Below are 17,849 nucleotides of genomic sequence, written 5' to 3'. Positions count from 1 at the left end.
CGTCGCGGTCGAAGCGACGCTCGCCGCGCGGGGCGCGGTCGTCGAAGCTGCGGCGCGCGCGCTCGTCGCGGTCGAAGCGACGCTCACCGCCGCGCTCATCGCGGTCGCGGTAGCCGCGCTGCGGATGGTCGTCGCGATCGAAGCGGCGACGGTCGCCGCCACGCTCGTCGCGATCGCCGAAGCCGCGCTGCGGGCGCTCGTCGCGGTCGAAGCGGCGCTCGCCGCCGCGGCGCTCGTCGCGCTCGGCGCCGAACCGGCCTCGGCCCTGGTGCTCGTCGCGGGCGCGGTCGAACCCGCGCGGCCGCTCGCCGCGGTGCACGCGATCGTCACGCTGCCGGTCGCGGCCGCCCTGCGCGCCCCCGCGGGTGCGGAAGGCGGGACCGCGGCGATCGTCGCGCTTGCGCTCCTCCGGCGGGATCCAGTTGGGGCGGCGGGATGCGCCCTGCGAGCGCTGCTCGCGGTCGTCGCTCGTCCAGCGGCGCTTGGGCCGCGCGTCGCCGTCCTGGGCCGGGCGGTGGCCGCGGTGGCCGGGGCTGCGCGAACCGGCGCGCCCGGAGGGGCGGTCGTCGGATCGGCGTGCGCCCTGCGGGCGCGAGGAATTCTGTGCCATTGCTCGTCTCTTCTGCGCACGAACGATCGATCGCACTCGCGCGGGTCATGCCGCATTCATCGCGGGCATCTGGTCGACCGCGAGGGTGCTCGCGGGATCTCCGGCCGCGGTGACACTCCATGCGGCGCACACGCGCCTGTCCCGAGCCGACCGGCCCACTCTACGGCACCGCGCCGCGGAGCGACAGAGCGGGATCCGCGGGTCAGCCCAGCTGGTCGTGGGCGCGGACGCCGCCGCGCATGACCGACGACGTCCACTGGCGGCCGTCGAACCAGCGGGCGTCAGCGCGGTGGAAGGGGTCGGCGTACCAGTCGGGCGGCACCCGATCGGGCGCGACCGGGGCGAGTCCCACCGGTTGCGGCGCGCCGTCGTGCGGCGCGGGCCCGGCCGGCGCCGACATCGCTCGCTGCTCGGCCTGCCACGCCTCGTAGGCCCGCACCTGCGCCTCGTGCGCCTCGCGCTCGAGCCGGTCGAAGTCGGCCGGCGTCGGGATCGGCGGCGGCTCGCGGTCGGGCAGCTCGCGGCCGTACACGTCGCGCTCGGCAGGCGGGCGCTGCCCGAACGACGGTGGCGGGCTCGCGGCGGGCTGCGGCGCGACCGGCGACTGGTGGCTCGCGACCGTCGGCTGCACGATCGCGCCCTGCTCCTGGCCGAAGTGGGTCGGCTGCGCCGGCACCGATCCGGTCGAGCCGGGGGCGGGCCCGACGGGCGGCGACGAGGAGGTCGGCGGGTGGAAGCCGCTCGCGCTGCTCGGCGCAGGCGCGACCGGCGTGGACGGCGTCGCGGCGCGAGGCGCCACGCTCATGAGCACGCGCCCATCGCGCGCCGCGTAGTAGTGCATCGACGAGTCGGCGGGCCACTGCCCCTCGATGCGCAGCTGCGCGTGGGCTCCCGGCTGGGCCGGCGGCACGAAGGTCAGGCGCGTCCCCGTGCCCGCCGGGGTGCGGACGGTGATGCGCGCGCCCTCGATCACGCCGTCGGCGCGCGTGACGGAGATCGTCACCGGGAGGTCGCCCGCCGGCACGTGCATGGTGATGTCGCCCCAGTCGAGCGGCGCGCGCAGGCCGCCGATGTCGAGCACGGGCGGATGCAGGAAGGCGTCCATGCGGCCATCCGCGACGGCGGAGTGCACGATGAGGAAGCTGGGCACGGCATCCTCCCTCGTCCCGTTGCGACCGCGGCCCACGATCAGACTGCGAGCCGCACTCATCTTGCCAGCGCGACCCCGCGCATCCGCTGTGAGCGCGGTCAGCGCCTGCTGGCCGCTGCGAGCTCGCCGCGCCGCTCGGCGCGCGTGCCGCTGCCGACGCGCACCCGGCGGCGCTCGATCGCGCCCTCGACGACGAGGTAGAGCACGGGCAGCACGACGAGCGTCAGCAGCGTCGACGAGATGAGCCCGCCGATCACCACGATCGCGAGCGGCTGCGAGATGAAGCCGCCCTCGCCCGTCAGGCCCGCCGCCATCGGCACGAGCGCGAAGATCGTCGCCGCCGCGGTCATCAGGATCGGGCGGAGCCTGCGCTCCGCGCCCTCGACGATCGCCTCGCGCACCGGTCGGCCGCGGTCGCGGTACTGGTTGACGAGGTCGATGAGCACGATCGCGTTCGTCACCACGATGCCGACGAGCATGAGCACGCCCACCATCGAGGCGACGCCGAGCGGCACGCCGGTGATGAGCTGCATCGCGATCGCGCCGCTCGCCGCGAAGGGCACCGACACGAGCAGCAGGAACGGCTGCAGCAGGCTCTTGAAGGTCGCGACCATGATGACGTAGACGAGCAGCACGGCGACGAGCGCCGCGATCCCGAGCTGCGTGAACGCATCCGTGATCTGCGTCGCGACGCCGCCCACGGCGGCGCTCGCGCCGTCGGTGAGCTCGAGCTCGGCGAGCGCGTCGGCGACGCCCGTCGACACCCCGCCGACGTCGGCCGCGTTCGGCGTGACGGTGACGGTCGCGGTGCGCGCGCCGTCGCTCGTCGAGATCGACACCGGCCCCTCGATCTGCGTCACCTCGGCGACGTCGGCGAGCGGCAGCGCGCCGTTCGGGGTCGGCAGCTGCAGCTCGCGCAGCTCGTCGAGGGTCGCGGCGGGCGCGATCGCGTCCATCCAGATGCGCACGAGGGAGCCCTCGAGCTGGATCTCGCCGATCGGCGTCGGCTGCATGGCCTGCGCGACGAGGCCCGAGACGGCCGCCTCGCTGAGCCCGAGGCTCGCGGCGAGCTCGCGGTCGACCGCGACCTGCACGAGCGGCTGCGCGCCCTCGAGCGAGTCGGTCACCTGCGAGACGCCCTCGAGGCCCGAGACGGCGTCGACGACGGATGCGGTGGCGGGCTCGAGCACGTCGGTCGTGGGCGCCTGCACCTCGATCTCGATGTCGCCGCCCGCGAACCCGCCGGACGAGCCGACCGTGACCTCGCCCTCGGCGTCGTCGCCGAGCTCGAGGATCCGCTCGCGGAGCGCCTCCACGTCGGTGCCGTCGGCCGCGATGACGCCGTAGCTCACCGCGCCGCCGCCGACCCCGCCGCCCGTGAAGCCCGCGAACTGGTTCGCGGTGCTCGAGACGGTCGCCGAGACGGTCTCGACGCCGTCGAGGCCCTGCAGCTCGTCCGAGAGCGACTCCGCCGCGGCGAGCTGCGCGTCGAGCGAGGCACCGGGCTCGAGCTGCTGGGTGACGTTGACGGTCGTCTGGCCGTCGTCGCCGAGGAAGTTCGTCGCGAGCAGCGGCAGCGCGGCGACGCTCGCGGCGAGCACGACGACCGCGCCGCCGAGCACCAGCCACGGGCGCCGCAGGGTCGCGAGCAGGATGGGGCGGTAGCCGCGCCGCAGCCGGTCGGGCCGCTCGGCGATGGGCTGCGGCTCGGGGGTCGCTTCGGCGACGGCGACGGGGGCGGATGCGCTGCGCCGGCCGAGCAGCGAGGGTCGCGTCGGGCGCGCGGCCTCCTCGCTCGCCGCGGCGGCGCGCGCCGCGGCCTCCTCCGCCTCGACGACCTCCTTCGGCCGCTTGAGCAGCCAGTACGCGAGCACGGGCACGATCGTGAGGGCGATCACGAGCGAGGAGACGAGCGCGATCGTCACGGTGAGCGCGAAGGGCCGGAAGAGCTCGCCCGTGATGTCGCTCACGAACGCGAGCGGCAGGAAGACGATGACGGTCGTGAGCGTCGACGCGGTGATCGCGCCCGCGACCTCGCGCACCGCATCCAGGATCGCCTTCGAGCGCGACGGCTCGAAGCCCATGTGGCGCTTGATGTTCTCGATCACGACGATCGAGTCGTCGACGACGCGGCCGATCGAGAGCGTGAGCGCGCCGAGGGTCAGCACGTTGAGCGAGTACCCGGCGCCCCACATGCCGATGAAGGTCATGAGCACCGAGACCGGGATCGACACCGCGGTGACGATCGTCGACCGCACCGACCAGAGGAAGATGAGGATGACGAGCACCGCGAAGGCGAGGCCGAGCATGCCCTCGACCGCGAGCGCCTCGATCGACTGCTCGATGTAGGGCGCCTGGTCGAGCACCGTCGTGAAGGTGACGCCCTCGCCGAGCTCAGCCTGGAGCGTCGGCAGCAGGTCCTGCACGGCGTGCGAGACGTCGACGGTGTTGGCCGCTTGCGTCTTCGTGATCGAGAGGATGATCGCGGGCTCGCCGTCGACGATCGCGACCGAGGAGACGGGGTCGGTGTCGAGCGAGACGTCGGCGACGTCGCCGATCGCGATGTCCCCGGTGAGCGGCAGGCCCGCGACGTCGTCGACCGAGCCGAGCCGAGCGCCGATCTGCACGCTGAGCGTCTGCTCGCCGTCGTCGACCGTGCCGCCGGGCAGCAGCTGCCCGTGCTCGTCGATCGCGTCGGAGACGTCGACGCGGCTGAGGCCCGCGGCCGCGAGCGCCGCGTCGTCGGGCGCGATCGTGACGCGCTGGCCGGGGGCGCCCTGCAGCTGCACCGCGCGCACGCCGTCGGTGCGCTCGAGCTGCGGGACCGCGATCGTCTCGATGCGGTCGACGAGCGCCGACTGCTCCCCCGGCCCCGAGACCGCGATGCGCAGCACCGGGAAGTCGGCGATCGAGCCGGTGAGCACGGTGGGCTCGGCGGTGTCGGGCAGCTGGCTCAGGATGCGGTTGACCGCCTGCTGCACGCGCTGCTCGGCCGTCGGGATGTTGGTGCCGTAGGTGAACTCGGCGAAGACGACGCTCAGCGACGTCGAGGAGGTGCCGCTCGTGCCCTCGAGCCCCGGCACGGACTGGACCGCCTGCTCGATCGGGGCGGTGACGTCCTCGCTCATGATCTCGGGGCTCGCGCCGGTGACCGTGGTCGAGACCACGACGGCGGGCAGCTCGAGCTCGGGCGTCAGCTCGGTCTTGAGGTTCGCGAGCGCGACGCCGCCGAAGATGGCGATGCAGATCGTCGCGAGCGCGACGAGCGCCCTGTTCTTGAGGCTGGCGAGCGAGAGCAGGTGCACCCGTCGATCCTGTCATCCCGGGGCTGTGGGGAGGGTCGCTCCGGCTATGGATCGACCCTCCCCGCGCACGGCTGCCGCTATGCCTTCCGTCGCTCGACGAACCGGCGCATCGCGTCGCGCACGTAGGCAGCGCCTTCGGTGCCGCCGTAGTTGGCGGCGAACCGCTCGTCGGCGACGTACATGTCGCCGAGGCCGGCGAATGCCTCGAGCGGCGGGGATGCCGTCTGCCAACCGGCGCCGACCCACGCGTAGTGACGCTCGACGAGCGCCTGCACCTCGTCGGCGTCCACCGGCGTGCCGGCCGCTCGCGCCGCGGCATAGCCCGCGGCGATGTCGAGGTGCTCCTGGCCGAAGCGGCGCTTGTCGTCCTCCGACATGCCCTTCCACCAGGACTGCGAGTCCTCCCAGGCCTTCCGGCCCCACCGCTCGGTGACCTCCTGCTCGTACTGGCTCTGATCGAACCCGTCGAGCGCTCCCTCTGCCGTCATGGCGGCTCCTCCCTCTCGTGCCCGCAGCGTCTGCTCGACGGCGCGGATCTGCCTGCGGATGCGGTCGGCCTCGCGACCGAGGTCGGCGAGGTGGCTGCGCAGCGCCTCCTCGTCGGAGGCGCGCTGCAGGCTCTCGGCGATCGCCGGGATGCCGACGCCCAGCCCGCGCAGCAGCAGGATGCGCTGCAGCCTGGCGAGCGATGCCTCGTCGTACCAGCGCATCCCGCTCGCATCGGTGCGGGCGGGAGCGAGGATGCCGACAGCGTCGTAGTGCCGCAGGGTGCGGCTCGAGACACCGGCGAGCTTCGCGATGCGCTGGATCGACCACTCCATGCCCACGACGCTAGGGGTTGACGCTGCGTCAATGTCAAGCGGGCTGCGGCGCGCTCGCGGTCTAGCGTTGCGGCATGCGCCTGGTGCCCTCGATCGTCGCCGTCGCGCTCGGCGGCGCGCTCGGCACCGGCGCGCGAGCGCTGCTCGAGGCCGCCGTGCCCGGCGGCTGGGCGCTGCTGCTCGTCAACGCGCTCGGCAGCCTGTTGCTCGGCATCGCGACCGCCGCGCTCGCCGATGCGCCGGACTGGCTGCGGCACGGCATCGGCGCAGGCGCGCTCGGCGGCTTCACGACCTTCAGCGCGATCGCCGTCGCGAGCGTCTCCGCGACCGCGGCGGCGCACGGCCTCTCGACGATCGTGCCGTCGCTGCCGGGCATCGCGATCGCGCTCGGCATGCTGCTCGCCGGCCTGGCCTCGGCTTGGGCGGGGCTCGCGATCGGTCGGCGGCTCGTGCGGCGGCGGGCCGCGTGAGCCCGCTCGAGCTGCTCGGCATCGCCGCGGCGGGCGGGCTCGGCGCGGTCGTGCGCTTCCTGGCCGGCGCGCTGCCGCATCGGCGGCCCGTGCGCTCGACGATCGTCGTCAACCTCGTCGCGAGCCTGCTCGCGGGCGCGCTCACGGGACTGCTCGTGCTCGACGACGCGTGGCGCGCGATCCTCGTCACCGGGTTCTGCGGCGGCCTCTCGACCTACTCGGCGTTCGCGCTCCAGGCGGTCGAGCAGCTCGAGCGACGGCGCGGCGGCGCGGCCGCAGCGACGATCGCCGTGACGGTCGTGGGCGGCGCGATCGCCGCTGGGGCTGGACTGCTGGCCGGTGCGCTGCTCGTCCCCGCGCTCCCGGCGTGAGTCGGGGCACCCTATCCCCACCCGCATCCGCCCAGACGGCGACAGGCGGGCGCGATGCTACGATGGAGGTTGGACTTAGCAAGGCAGTTCTCACATCGTTCGTCGGCTCTCGGCCGGCGCCGTCCGCAAGGGGGGTCCAGCATGGGTCGTGGTCGTCAGAAGGCCAAGCACACGAAGCTGGCACGTGAGCTGAAGTCATTCAGCCCGAACGTCAACTACTCCGTGCTCCAGCAGGAGCTGGGGGGAGCCCCCGCCGACGACGAGCTCGTCGACAAGTGGGCCGACTACGCCGACTACGCCCCCGAGACCGACGACGACTACGTCGACGGGCGTCAGCAGGGGCGCAGCGCCTGACGCGGTCACCAGCATCCCGGCCGCGCCCGCGGCTCTGGAGTCCATGACGCGAAGGAGCCGATTGTGACGTCGCACGCCGACACCCACGCCAAGCTGCAGGAGCCGGTCGAGGTCGGGAGCCACGCGACGGCCACGGCTCCCGTCTTCGAGTCGCTCTCGGTGCTCGACATGTTCAAGATCGGCATCGGTCCCTCGTCGTCGCACACGATCGGGCCCATGCGGGCCGCGCTCGACTTCGTCGCGCAAGCGGATGCGTCGGGCCGCTTCGACGAGATCGTGCGGCTGCGCGTCGACCTGCTCGGCTCGCTCGGCGCGACCGGCTCGGGCCACGGCACCGACACCGCAGTCATGCTCGGCCTCGCGGGGCTCGCTCCCGACACCGTCGAGACGCGGCAGATCGCCGCGACGCTCGACGACATCCGCTCGAGCGGCGAGCTCCTCCTCGGCGGCCGCCTGCCCGTGCCCTTCGACGAGTCGAAGGTGTTCGTCTTCCGGCCGCTCACGGTGCGCCGCGAGCACCCGAACGCCCTCCGCATCACGGCCTACGACGCATCCGACGCCACGGTCGCGACCGCGGGCTACTACTCGATCGGCGGCGGCTTCGTCATGCGCCACGACGAGGGCGATGTGCTCTCGCCCGTGCCGGCGCCCGCGACGCAGCACCACCCGGTGCCCTACCCCTTCAGCCACGGCGACGAGCTCGTCGAGCTCTGCGAGCGCACGGGCCTCTCGGTGCACGAGCTCATGCTCGCGAACGAGGAGGCGTGGCGGCCGCGCGAGGAGACGATCGCGCAGCTCGAGCGCATCTGGCAGGTCATGCAGGAGTGCGTCGCGCACGGCATCGAGACCGACGGCGTCCTGCCGGGCGGGCTCGACGTGAAGCGCCGCGCGCGCGACTGGCACGCGAAGCTGCTCGAGCGCGACGCCGCCCCGAAGGCGGGCCGCCCCGACCTGCTCGAGGGCATGGAGTGGGTGAACCTCTACGCGCTCGCGGTCAACGAGGAGAACGCCGCCGGGTCGCGCGTCGTGACGGCGCCGACGAACGGCGCGGCCGGCATCATCCCCGCGGTCATGCACTACGCCGACCGGTTCGCGAACTGCGTCGACGACGAGGTGTCCTGGCAGGTGCGGTTCCTGCTCGTCGCGGGCGCGATCGGCATCATCATCAAGTCGAACGCGTCGATCTCGGGCGCCGAAGTCGGCTGCCAGGGCGAGGTCGGCTCGGCGTGCGCGATGGCGGCCGCGGGCTTCGCCGCCGTGCTGGGCGCGACGCCCGCGCAGACCGAGAACGCGGCCGAGATCGGCATCGAGCACAACCTCGGCCTCACGTGCGACCCGATCAAGGGGCTCGTGCAGATCCCGTGCATCGAGCGCAACGCGATGGCGAGCGTCAAGGCGATCAACGCCGCGCGCATGGCGAAGCAGGGCGACGGCACGCACTACGTGAGCCTCGACACCGCCGTCGAGACCATGCGCCGCACGGGCGCCGACATGAGCGACAAGTACAAGGAGACCGCGCTCGGCGGTCTCGCGGTGGCCTTCATCGAGTGCTGACCGGCGACGCCGGCCGGGGAGCGGGAGGACGAGCGATGGGGACGAAGCGGAACGAGGCGGAGGCGCTCGCGGCGCTCGAGCGCCCCGGGGTGCGGGCCGGCATCGCGGCCGCCGCCCTGTGGGGGCTTGCCTGGAAGGGCGCGTCGCTCTGGCGCGCGGCGCAGGACGGCAGCAAGCCGTGGTTCGCGACGCTGCTCGTGACGAACACGCTCGGCGTGCTCGACGCCGTCTACCTCTTCGGCGTCAGCCGTCGGCGGCGCTAGCCCCGGCTCCGCTCGCGTGTGGAGCGCGCAGCCCGCGCACCCCACACCCGAGTGCCGCGCTCAGTAGCCGTACTGCGACGCGAAGATCGCGGCGAAGAAGACGGTGATCGCGATGGGCCAGAAGATGAAGGCCCAGATGAAGCCGAGGATCGAGGTCACGAGGCCCCAGATGGCCATCACCTTGCCCGCGGGCTCCTTCGCGATGCCGATGCCCGAGAGGATCGCGCCCGCGATCGCGTTCACGAACAGCGGGATGACGATGCTCGAGATGCCGAGGATGAGACCCCAGACCGAGAGCTTGCGCTCGGTCGAGGTGGGCGCGGCGTAGGCGTAGGACGGCACCGCCCCGTACGCCTGGCCGGCGTCGTATGCCTGGTAGCCGGTCGTCGCGGCCGGCTGGTAGGCGCCCTGGCCGGTGGGCTCGTAGCTCGGCTGGGCGGGCTGCTCGGGGGGCGTGTACGTCATGCGGAGGTCCTCGGTGCTCGGTGGGTGTGCGGGCGAGCGCTTGCTCGACCCACCAGCCTAGGGCCGCGCGTCAGGGCGAGGCGCCGATCCCCATGAAGAGCACGCCGAGCACGCCGAGCAGCGGCAGCAGGTAGAACAGCAGCACCCACAGCAGGCCGACGCCGGAGGTGATCAGTCCCGTGATCGCCATCGCGCGGCCGGCCGGCTCGCGCCGGAGCGCGATGAACCCGAAGACGAGCCCGATGATGGGCACCACGACGAGTGCCCACGCGATCACGGCCGACGCGATGCCGAGCACCATCGCCGTGATCGAGAGGCCGCGCTGCGGCACCTGCGCGTTCGGGTAGACCGGGGCGCGGTAGACGGGCACGCCGTAGGGCGTGTAGTTCGCGACCTGCGCTGCTGCGGGGTGGATGAGCTGCGCGTCGCCGTCGTGGTGCAGCGGGGTGGAGTAGCGCTGCGCGACGTTCGGCGCGATGTATGCCGGCTGCTGCCACTCGGGCCCCCGCTGACCCATGGTCGGCGTGGCGGGCGGGCCCATGTCGGGCTGCGGCGCCGCGCTGCGTCGGCGCTCGCCGGCGGCGAAGGGAGGCGCGGGCGGCGACTGCTCGGACGTCGACGAGCCGTCCTGCCGGCTCTCCGGCGAAGCGTCCTGCGGGGGCCGGAAGCGGTCGGAGTCTTCGGACACGTCGCCACCTCCCCTGGTTCCGAGCACACGCTGATCCGTCGATTCGACGAAACGGTACGCGGCGTGCCTCAAGATCGGCTGGACGTGCGGCGCGCAGCGGGTGTGTGCGTCAGCGGAAGGCGCCGGCGAGCCGCACGGCCCCGCCGTCGACGCCCTTCGCGCCCTGCACCCACTCGGCGAGCTCTGCGGGCGCTTCCGCGACGCGGCCGACGGTCGATGCCGGGATGCCGGCGTCGCGGCTCGCGGCGATCACGCGGTCGGCGTCCGCGGCGTCGACGACCACGAGCATGCCGAGGCCGAGGTTCCAGGTGCCCTCGGCGTCCTCGAGCGAGAAGCCGCCCAGGCCGGCGAGCGCGCCGAAGACGGCCGGCACGTCCCACGCGGCGCGGTCGACCTCGACCGCGAGGCCGCGCGGCAGCACGCGCGCGAGGTTCGCGGCGATGCCGCCGCCCGTCACGTGCGAGATCGCCCGGACGCCGAGCCCCTGCTCGAGCATCCCGAGGAGGGGCAGCGTGTAGAGCCGGGTGGGCTCCAGGAGCGCCTCGGCGGCGACGCCCCCGAGCTCGTCGACGCGGTCGGTGAGCGCGAGGCCGCGCTCGGCGAGCACGTGGCGCACGAGGCTGAAGCCGTTCGAGTGCAGCCCGGAGGAGGCCATGCCGACCACGACGTCGCCCGCGCCGACGCGCTCGGCGCCGAGCACCGCATCCGCCTCGACGATCCCGACCGCGGCACCCGCGATGTCGTAGTCGTCGGGAGCCATGACGCCGGGGTGCTCGGCCGTCTCGCCGCCGACGAGCGCCGTGCCGGTCGCCTCGCACGCCTCGGCGATGCCGCGCACGATGTCGGCGATGCGCTCGGGCACGACGCGCCCGCACGCGATGTAGTCGGTCATGAACAGCGGCTTCGCGCCGACCACGACGATGTCGTCGACGACCATGCCGACGAGGTCCTGCCCGATCGTGTCGTGCTTGTCGATCGCCTGGGCGAGCGCGAGCTTCGTGCCGACGCCGTCGGTCGAGGTCGCGAGCAGCGGCTTGGCGTACGAGCCGGCCGCCGAGAGGTCGAAGAGCCCGGCGAAGCCGCCGACGCCGCCGAGCACGCCCGCGCCGTGCGTGCGCGCGACGGCCGCCTTCATGAGCTCGACCGCGCGGTCGCCCGCCTCGGTGTCGACGCCGGCGGACGCATACGGATCGGTCATGCGACCAGCGTACTTGGCCCACCGGAGCCCGATCGGGCCCCGCCCGGGCAGGTCGATGGCAGGATGGGCGCGGCACACCCACCACGTCGACGGAGACACCCATGCGCGCACTCGTGACCCGAGGCAGGCCGGGGCTCGAGCTCACCGAGCTGCCCGAGCCCGAGACCCCACCAGGCCACGTGAAGGTGCGCGTGCTGCGCGCCGGCATCTGCGGCACCGACCTGCACATCGATTCGTGGGATGCGTGGGCGCAGTCGGCGGTCACGCCCGGCCTGACCGTGGGGCACGAGTTCTGCGGCGAGATCGTCGAGGTCGGCGAGGGCGTGACCGACTTCGCGGTCGGGCAGCTCATGAGCGGCGAGGGGCACGTCGTGTGCGGGCACTGCCGCAACTGCCGCGCCGGGCGCCGGCACCTGTGCATCCGCACCTCCAACCTCGGCGTGCAGCGCGACGGCTGCTTCGCCGAGCTCGTCGTGCTGCCCGCGTCGAACGTGTGGGTGCACCCGGGCGTCACCGCCGCGACCGCGACCGCCGACCAGCTCGACGTCTTCGGCATCTACGACCCGTTCGGCAACGCCGTGCACACCGCGCTGAAGTTCCCGGTGATCGGCGAGGACGTGCTCGTCACCGGTGCCGGCCCGATCGGGCTCATGGCCGCGATGGTCGCCCGGCACGCGGGCGCACGCCACATCGTCATCACCGACATCGCCGAGCCGCGGCTCGAGCTCGCCCGCTCGCTCGGCTTCCGCGCCCTCAACCCGCGTGAGGCGTCGATCGCCGAGGTGCAGCGCGAGCTCGGCATGCAGGAGGGCTTCGACGTCGCGCTCGAGATGTCGGGCTCCCCGACCGCGCTCGTCGGCATCATCGAGAACCTCAACTTCGGCGGTCGCATCGCGATGCTCGGCCTGCCCTCGCAGCCGATCGAGGTCGACTTCGCGAAGGTCGTCTCGCACATGCTCACGATCCAGGGCATCTACGGCCGCGAGATGTTCGAGACCTGGTACGCGATGGCCGCTATGTCGCAGACCGGCCTCGACGTCTCCCCCGTCATCACCGACCGCTTCGCCTTCGCCGACTGGGAGGCCGCCTTCGAGCGCGCTCGGTCCGGCGGGGCGGGCAAGGTCATCCTCGACTTCACCGACCCCCAGGGAGCGTGACCCGTGTACTCCATCCGTGCATCCATCGCCGACGAGCTCGCCGAGATCGAGGCCGCGGGCCTCACGAAGCGCGAGCGCGCGATCGCCTCGCCGCAGTCGGCGAGCGTCGTCGCGAACGGCACCGAGGTGCTGAACTTCTGCTCGAACAACTACCTCGGGCTCGCCGACGACCCGCGCATCGTCGAGGCGGCGAAGGCCGCGCTCGACGAGTGGGGGTTCGGGATGGCCTCGGTGCGGTTCATCTGCGGCACCCAGACCCAGCACCTCGAGCTCGAGTCGCGGCTCGCGTCGTTCCTCGGGCAGGAGGCGTGCATCCTCTACTCCTCGTGCTTCGACGCGAACGGCGGCCTGTTCGAGACGCTGCTGGACGCCTCCGACGCGGTGATCTCGGACGCCCTCAACCACGCGTCGATCATCGACGGCATCCGGCTCTCGAAGGCGAAGCGCTACCGCTACGCGAACCGCGACATGGCCGAGCTCGAGGCGCACCTGCAGGACGCGCAGGGCGCGCGCCGCCGGCTCATCGTCACCGACGGCGTCTTCTCGATGGACGGCTACCTCGCGCCGCTCGAAGCGATCTGCGACCTCGCCGAGCGCTACGACGCGATGGTGATGGTCGACGACTCGCACGCAGTCGGCTTCACCGGCGCCACGGGCGCCGGCACGCCGGAGCTCGCCGGGGTGCAGCACCGCATCGACATCATCTCGGGCACGCTCGGCAAGGCGCTCGGTGGCGCCTCCGGCGGCTACATCGCGGCGCGCGCCGAGATCGTCGACCTGCTGCGCCAGCGCTCGCGCCCCTACCTCTTCTCGAACGCCCTCGCGCCGTCGGTCGTCGCCGGCTCGCTCAAGGCGCTCGACCTCGTCGAGGGGGCGGGCGAGCTGCGCGAGCGGCTGCGGCGCAACACCGAGCGCTTCCGCGTCGGCATGGAGCAGGCGGGCTTCGAGCTGCTGCCGGGCGAGCACCCGATCACCGCCGTGATGTTCCACGACGCGCGGCTCGCGGCCGAGATGGCGGATGCGATGCTCGAGGAGGGCGTCTACGTCACCGCGTTCTCGTTCCCCGTCGTGCCTCGCGGTGAGGCGCGCATCCGCGTGCAGCTCTCGGCCGCCCACTCCGACGCCGACGTCGACCGCGCGGTCGCGGCGTTCACCGCGGCGCGCGAGCGCGTCGCCGCCTGACCGCTTCCTGCTCGACGCGGAACGGGACCCCCTCCACCGTCCGGAACCTGGTGCACCAGGTCCCGGTGGGTGGAAGGGGTCCGTTTCGCGGGAGGCGTCAGAAGACGGGCTTGCCGCCCGTGACGCCGAGCACGGTGCCCGAGACGTAGCTCGCCTCGTCGCTCGCGAGGTAGACGAACGCGGTCGCGACCTCGATCGGCTGCCCCGGGCGGCCGAGCGGCGCGTTCATGCCGAAGTCCTTGACCGAGGGCTTCGTCGACGGCTGCAGCGGCGTCCAGATCGGGCCCGGCGCGACCGCGTTGACGCGGATGCCCCTCTCGCCGACCTGCGCGGCGAGGTTGACGGTGAAGTTGTTGATCGCGGCCTTCGTCGACGCGTAGTCGAGCAGGGTCTCGGACGGGTCGAAGGCCTGGATGGACGAGCAGTTGATGATGCTCGCGCCCTCGCCGAGGTGCGGCAGCACCGCGCGCGTGAGGTTGAACATCGCGAAGATGTTCGTCTCGAACGTCTGCCGCAGCTGCTCGTCGGTGATGTCGGCGAGCGACTCCTGCGCCATCTGGTAGCCGGCGTTGTTGACGAGGATGTCGAGCCCGCCCAGCTCGTCGACCGCCCGCTGCGCGAGGTCGAGGTTCGCCTGCTCGGTGCGCTGATCGGTCGCGATCAGCACCGCCTTGCGGCCAGCCGCCTCGATCTGACGACCGGTCTCGTCGGCGTCCTCCTGCTCCTGCGGGAGGTAGGCGATCGCGACGTCGGCGCCCTCCTTCGCGAAGGCGATCGCGGTCGCTCGGCCGATGCCGGAGTCACCGCCGGTGACGAGGGCGCGCTTGCCCTCGAGCCGGCCGCGCCCGACGTAGCTCGTCTCGCCGTGGTCGGGCACGGGCTGGAGCTTGTCCGTCCAACCGGGCCACTCCTGGGTCTGCTCTGGCAGGTTCTTGATGGATTCGGTGTCAAAGCTCATGTCCCTCACTGTGCCGACGCAGCCTGGACGTCGCTTGGGTGCTCGCCGAGCGCATCCGCCCGATCCGGAGCCGGCGCGCGGCGCTCGGTAGGCTTGGGTGTCAATCCCGCGACAGAAGGAGCTCGCCTGTGTGCGGCATCGTCGGCATCGTCTCCGACTCGAGCGTCAACCAGCAGGTGTACGACGCTCTCGCGCTCCTCCAGCACCGCGGGCAGGACTCGACCGGCATCGCGACCGCCGAGGGCCGCTCGATCCACCTGAAGAAGGCCAAGGGCCAGGTGCGCGAGGCGTTCCGCACCCGCGACATGCGCTCGCTGCTCGGCGACTACGGCCTCGGCCACGTGCGCTACGCCACTCGCGGCGAGGCCGCGAACGAGCTCGAGGCGCAGCCCTTCTACGTCAACGCGCCCTACGGCATCGTGCTCGTGCACAACGGCAACCTCACGAACTCCCGCGAGCTCGAGCGCGAGCTCGCGACCGTCGACCACCGGCACGTCAACACCGGCAGCGACACCGAGATGCTCGTCAACGTGCTCGGCAGCGAGCTGCAGTCGCTCGTCGGCGGCGGCGAGCTCGACGCCGACCGCCTCTTCACCGCCGTGCGCCGCACGCACGAGCGCATCCAGGGCTCCTACGGCGTCATCGCGCTCATCGCCGGGCACGGGCTGCTCGCCTTCCGCGACCCCTTCGGCATCCGCCCGCTCGTGCTCGGCCGCCGCACGAGCGAGCGCGGCCGCACCGAGTGGATGGTCGCGAGCGAGTCGGTGGCGCTGACCGGCTCGGGCTTCCAGGTCGAGCGCGACGTCGCGCCCGGCGAGGCGATCTTCATCACGCCCGACGGCGAGCTCGCCTCGGCGATGACGCACGACTCGCCGGTGCTGCTGCCGTGCGCGTTCGAGTACGTCTACCTCGCCCGTCCCGACTCGGTCATGAACGGCGTCAACGTCTACGAGTCGCGGCTCCGCATGGGCGAGCGGCTCGCCGACACCATCGCGGAGTACACGCCCTCCGGCGCGATCGACGTCGTCATGCCGATCCCCGACTCGTCGCGCCCCGCCGCGATGGAGGTCGCCCGCCGGCTCGGCATCGAGTACCGCGAGGGCTTCTACAAGAACCGCTACGTCGGCCGCACCTTCATCATGCCCGGCCAGCAGGAGCGCAAGAAGTCGGTCAAGCAGAAGCTCAACGCGCTCGAGAGCGAGTTCCGCGGCAAGAACGTGCTCGTCGTCGACGACTCGATCGTGCGCGGCACGACGAGCCGCGAGATCGTCGAGATGATGCGCTCGGTCGGCACGAACACCGTCACCTTCACCTCGGCCGCCCCGCCCGTGCGCTATCCGCACGTCTACGGCATCAACATGCCCTCGCGCAGCGAGCTCATCGCCTCCGGCCGCTCGATCCCGCAGGTGAACGAGGCGCTCGGCAGCGACTTCCTCGTCTACCAGGAGGTCGACGACCTGCAGCGGGCGATCCTCGACGGCTCGAGCATCGAGGGCCTCGAGATGTCGTGCTTCACGGGCGACTACGTCACCGGCTCGGTGACCGACGAGTACCTCCGCTGGGTGGAGCAGACGCAGCTCAGCTGAGCGGCTCCGCGGCGGCGCCGCGCTCGGGCGCCCATGCCCCGAGGCTCGCGACGAGGCACGCGATCGCGGCGCCGAGCACGACGTCGGCCACGGGCACGGCGCCGAGCAGCAGCGCGGCGAGGGCCGCACCGGCCGCCGCCGCGAGCGCGAGCAGCGCCGGGGTCGCGGGCGCGAGGCGCACGTGCGCGCGGCGCGCGAGCTCGACGAGGGCGACGGATGCGGCGAGCGCGATCCCGAGGAGCGTCGCGGCGGCGAGATCGAGGGCCCCCGGCCGCGCGATCGGCGCCGCGAGCGCCGCGATGCCGCCGAGGGTCGCGACGACGGCGGCCGCGCGGCGGCGCGGGAGCCGCTCGGCGAGCCGCGCGAGCGGCGGGCCGAGGATCGCGCCGAGCGCGAGGGTGAGCGCGATGGGCGCGGCCGGCTCCGGGTCGTCGGCGCCGATCGCCGAGAGCGCGGGACGGAGCGCCGCGATCGCGCCCGCGCCGGCCGCCGCGAGCAGCGCGAGCGCGAGCACCCGTGCCGCGAGCGGCAGCGAGACCGGCGCCCGGGCCGCGCCCGCCGGCTCCGGTGCCGGCTCGGCGGCCGTCGGCTCGGGCCGCGCGCTCACGGCTGCGCCGAGCGCGAGCAGCTGCGCGCCGGCGGCGAGGACGAGCACGGCAGCGACGTCGAGCGTCGGCACGAGCGGCGCGGCCGCCGCGAGCGCGGTGCCGGCCGCGGCCGCGAGCAGGGTCGGCGCGGGCCGCACGGCGGGCGCGAGCAGCGGGTCGCGCGCCGAGGCGGTGATCGCGGCGGCGAGCTGCAGCCCCGCCGCGAGCCCGAGCAGGGGCGCGAGCGCGGGGCCGATCGCGACGTCGAGCAGCAGCAGCGTCCCGCCCGCGGCGAGCACGACGAGCGCGAGCGCCGCAGCCGCGATCGCCGCGAGCCGAGCGGCAGCGGTCGTCGCCGCGGCGCGCTCGAGCAGCGGCGCGGCGAGCAGCCCGAGCGCGGCGCCGGCAAGGGCGGCGGCGCTGCCGAGCGCGAGCGCGACCGCCGATCCCTCGGCGAGCGCGACGCTCGCGAGCGCCGCGAAGCCGGCGCCGAAGCCGATCCAGGCGAGCGCGTGCGCGATCGCGCTGCGCGTGCGCCCGGCGGGCATCAGGCTCGGCCGGGGCGGTCGTCCTCGCCGCGCTCGCGCTCGGCGGCGCCCGGCACCGCGGGGTCGGCGAGGCCCGGGTCGGCGCCGCCCAGCCGCTCGAAGCGCGCCTCGAGCGCGTCGTCCTCGGCCGTCGGCAGCGCATCCGGCCGCCGCACCTCGACGCGCTCGGCGACCGTCGCGGTCGTGCGCTTCGCCAGGGCGCGGTCGACGATGATGGCGACGAGCGCGCCGAGCCCGCCGCCGACCACGAACCCGGCGACGACCATGAGCCCGATCACGGGCGTCGTGTCGACCGGCACGCCGTTCTCGTTGACCGCTTGCGGCATCGACGCGGCGATGAGCCCCGCGGCGACGGCACCGACGAGCGCACCGGCTGCCGCGAAGGCGCCGTACTTCGGGGAGCGCCGCACCGTCACGTCGAGCTGCTCGGTCGTGCCTTCCGGGTCGCCGGCGGCATCGCCCTGCGGCGTCCGATCGTGCGTCGCGTCCATGGCATCCAGCATCCCACGCGACGCGCCCCGGACCGCACGAGTACGGTGCGAGAGGGGCCTGCCGGCCGGGAGCACGGCCGCGCGCCCCGCG

At 73.6% G+C, this 17,849-nt stretch carries 17 protein-coding genes and 1 pseudogene; 8 read left to right on the top strand and 10 right to left on the bottom strand.

From position 1 onward, the window contains the following. The 4 genes and pseudogenes from L332_RS0115160 to L332_RS21820 form a co-directional block, all read right to left on the bottom strand. Positions 1–610 (bottom strand): annotated as a pseudogene (locus L332_RS0115160) (hypothetical protein); the annotation flags it as partial. A gap of 202 nt (positions 611–812) precedes the next feature. Then, entirely contained in the window at positions 813–1,760 is a 948-nt protein-coding gene (locus L332_RS21830; protein ID WP_021010414.1) for a DUF2510 domain-containing protein, read from the bottom strand. Positions 1,761–1,858: 98 nt separating this feature from the next. Then, the gene (locus tag L332_RS21825) at positions 1,859–5,065 is read right to left on the bottom strand and encodes an efflux RND transporter permease subunit (protein WP_021010413.1); all 3,207 of its coding nucleotides are present in this window, start codon (positions 5,063–5,065) and stop codon (positions 1,859–1,861) included. 77 nt (positions 5,066–5,142) lie between these two features. Beyond that, positions 5,143–5,886 carry a MerR family transcriptional regulator gene (locus tag L332_RS21820; protein WP_021010412.1) on the bottom strand — a complete coding sequence of 248 codons (744 nt, stop codon included), beginning with the start codon at positions 5,884–5,886 and terminating at the stop codon, positions 5,143–5,145. Between the two features lie 74 nt (positions 5,887–5,960). Here L332_RS21820 and L332_RS21815 point away from each other — a divergent pair, with 74 nt between their 5' ends. The 5 genes from L332_RS21815 to L332_RS21795 all read left to right on the top strand — a co-directional run bounded on the left by L332_RS21815 (position 5,961) and on the right by L332_RS21795 (position 8,898). Then, a complete protein-coding gene (locus L332_RS21815) occupies positions 5,961–6,356 on the top strand; it encodes a fluoride efflux transporter FluC (RefSeq protein WP_021010411.1) in 396 nt (131 codons plus the stop codon). Further along, complete coding sequence (locus L332_RS21810; protein ID WP_021010410.1) at positions 6,353–6,727, top strand: fluoride efflux transporter FluC; 375 nt, start codon at positions 6,353–6,355, stop codon at positions 6,725–6,727. The genes L332_RS21815 and L332_RS21810 overlap by 4 nt, the downstream gene beginning before the upstream one ends. 141 nt (positions 6,728–6,868) lie before the next feature. Next, entirely contained in the window at positions 6,869–7,081 is a 213-nt protein-coding gene (locus L332_RS21805; protein ID WP_021010409.1) for a DUF3073 domain-containing protein, read from the top strand. Positions 7,082–7,249: 168 nt separating this feature from the next. After that, positions 7,250–8,635: an L-serine ammonia-lyase gene (locus L332_RS21800; RefSeq protein ID WP_031223592.1), complete on the top strand. Its 1,386-nt coding sequence runs from the start codon at positions 7,250–7,252 to the stop codon at positions 8,633–8,635. A gap of 35 nt (positions 8,636–8,670) precedes the next feature. Then, positions 8,671–8,898, top strand: a complete 228-nt coding sequence (locus L332_RS21795) for a DUF5652 family protein (RefSeq protein WP_021010407.1) — start codon at positions 8,671–8,673, stop codon at positions 8,896–8,898. A 60-nt stretch (positions 8,899–8,958) separates the two neighbouring features. Here L332_RS21795 and L332_RS21790 read toward each other — a convergent pair whose 3' ends face one another. The 3 genes from L332_RS21790 to purM all read right to left on the bottom strand — a co-directional run bounded on the left by L332_RS21790 (position 8,959) and on the right by purM (position 11,249). Continuing rightward, the gene (locus L332_RS21790; protein WP_021010406.1) at positions 8,959–9,363 is read right to left on the bottom strand and encodes a hypothetical protein; all 405 of its coding nucleotides are present in this window, start codon (positions 9,361–9,363) and stop codon (positions 8,959–8,961) included. 70 nt (positions 9,364–9,433) lie between these two features. After that, positions 9,434–10,051: a DUF4190 domain-containing protein gene (locus tag L332_RS29415; RefSeq protein ID WP_021064984.1), complete on the bottom strand. Its 618-nt coding sequence runs from the start codon at positions 10,049–10,051 to the stop codon at positions 9,434–9,436. A 109-nt stretch (positions 10,052–10,160) separates the two neighbouring features. Further along, positions 10,161–11,249: a phosphoribosylformylglycinamidine cyclo-ligase gene (gene purM, locus L332_RS21780; RefSeq protein WP_021010405.1), complete on the bottom strand. Its 1,089-nt coding sequence runs from the start codon at positions 11,247–11,249 to the stop codon at positions 10,161–10,163. Positions 11,250–11,350: 101 nt separating this feature from the next. On the opposite strand from purM, the gene tdh reads away from it, so the two are divergent. Both tdh and L332_RS21770 read left to right on the top strand, forming a co-directional pair. Next, positions 11,351–12,406, top strand: a complete 1,056-nt coding sequence (gene tdh / locus L332_RS21775) for an L-threonine 3-dehydrogenase (RefSeq protein ID WP_021010404.1) — start codon at positions 11,351–11,353, stop codon at positions 12,404–12,406. Positions 12,407–12,409: 3 nt separating this feature from the next. Further along, positions 12,410–13,588 carry a glycine C-acetyltransferase gene (locus L332_RS21770; RefSeq protein ID WP_021010403.1) on the top strand — a complete coding sequence of 393 codons (1,179 nt, stop codon included), beginning with the start codon at positions 12,410–12,412 and terminating at the stop codon, positions 13,586–13,588. Positions 13,589–13,685: 97 nt separating this feature from the next. On the opposite strand, the gene L332_RS21765 is transcribed toward L332_RS21770, so the two are convergent. Further along, positions 13,686–14,546, bottom strand: coding sequence for an SDR family oxidoreductase (locus tag L332_RS21765; protein ID WP_021010402.1), 861 nt, complete (start codon positions 14,544–14,546; stop codon positions 13,686–13,688). A gap of 128 nt (positions 14,547–14,674) precedes the next feature. Between L332_RS21765 and purF the strand changes: the two genes are divergently transcribed. Further along, on the top strand, positions 14,675–16,132 hold the full coding sequence (gene purF / locus L332_RS21760) for an amidophosphoribosyltransferase (protein ID WP_021010401.1): 1,458 nt from the start codon (positions 14,675–14,677) through the stop codon (positions 16,130–16,132). Here the strand turns inward: purF and L332_RS21755 are convergent. Then, positions 16,125–17,267 (bottom strand): hypothetical protein, encoded by a 1,143-nt coding sequence (locus tag L332_RS21755; RefSeq protein ID WP_021010400.1) that lies wholly within the window; start codon positions 17,265–17,267, stop codon positions 16,125–16,127. The genes purF and L332_RS21755 overlap by 8 nt on opposite strands. After that, positions 17,267–17,758 carry a hypothetical protein gene (locus tag L332_RS29410; RefSeq protein WP_021010399.1) on the bottom strand — a complete coding sequence of 164 codons (492 nt, stop codon included), beginning with the start codon at positions 17,756–17,758 and terminating at the stop codon, positions 17,267–17,269. The genes L332_RS21755 and L332_RS29410 overlap by 1 nt, the downstream gene beginning before the upstream one ends. Between the last annotated feature and the right edge of the window lie 91 nt (positions 17,759–17,849).

This window comes from Agrococcus pavilionensis RW1 (genome assembly GCF_000400485.1).
GTDB lineage: Bacteria > Actinomycetota > Actinomycetes > Actinomycetales > Microbacteriaceae > Agrococcus > Agrococcus pavilionensis.
This window is presented reverse-complemented; position numbering and strand designations above follow the sequence as displayed.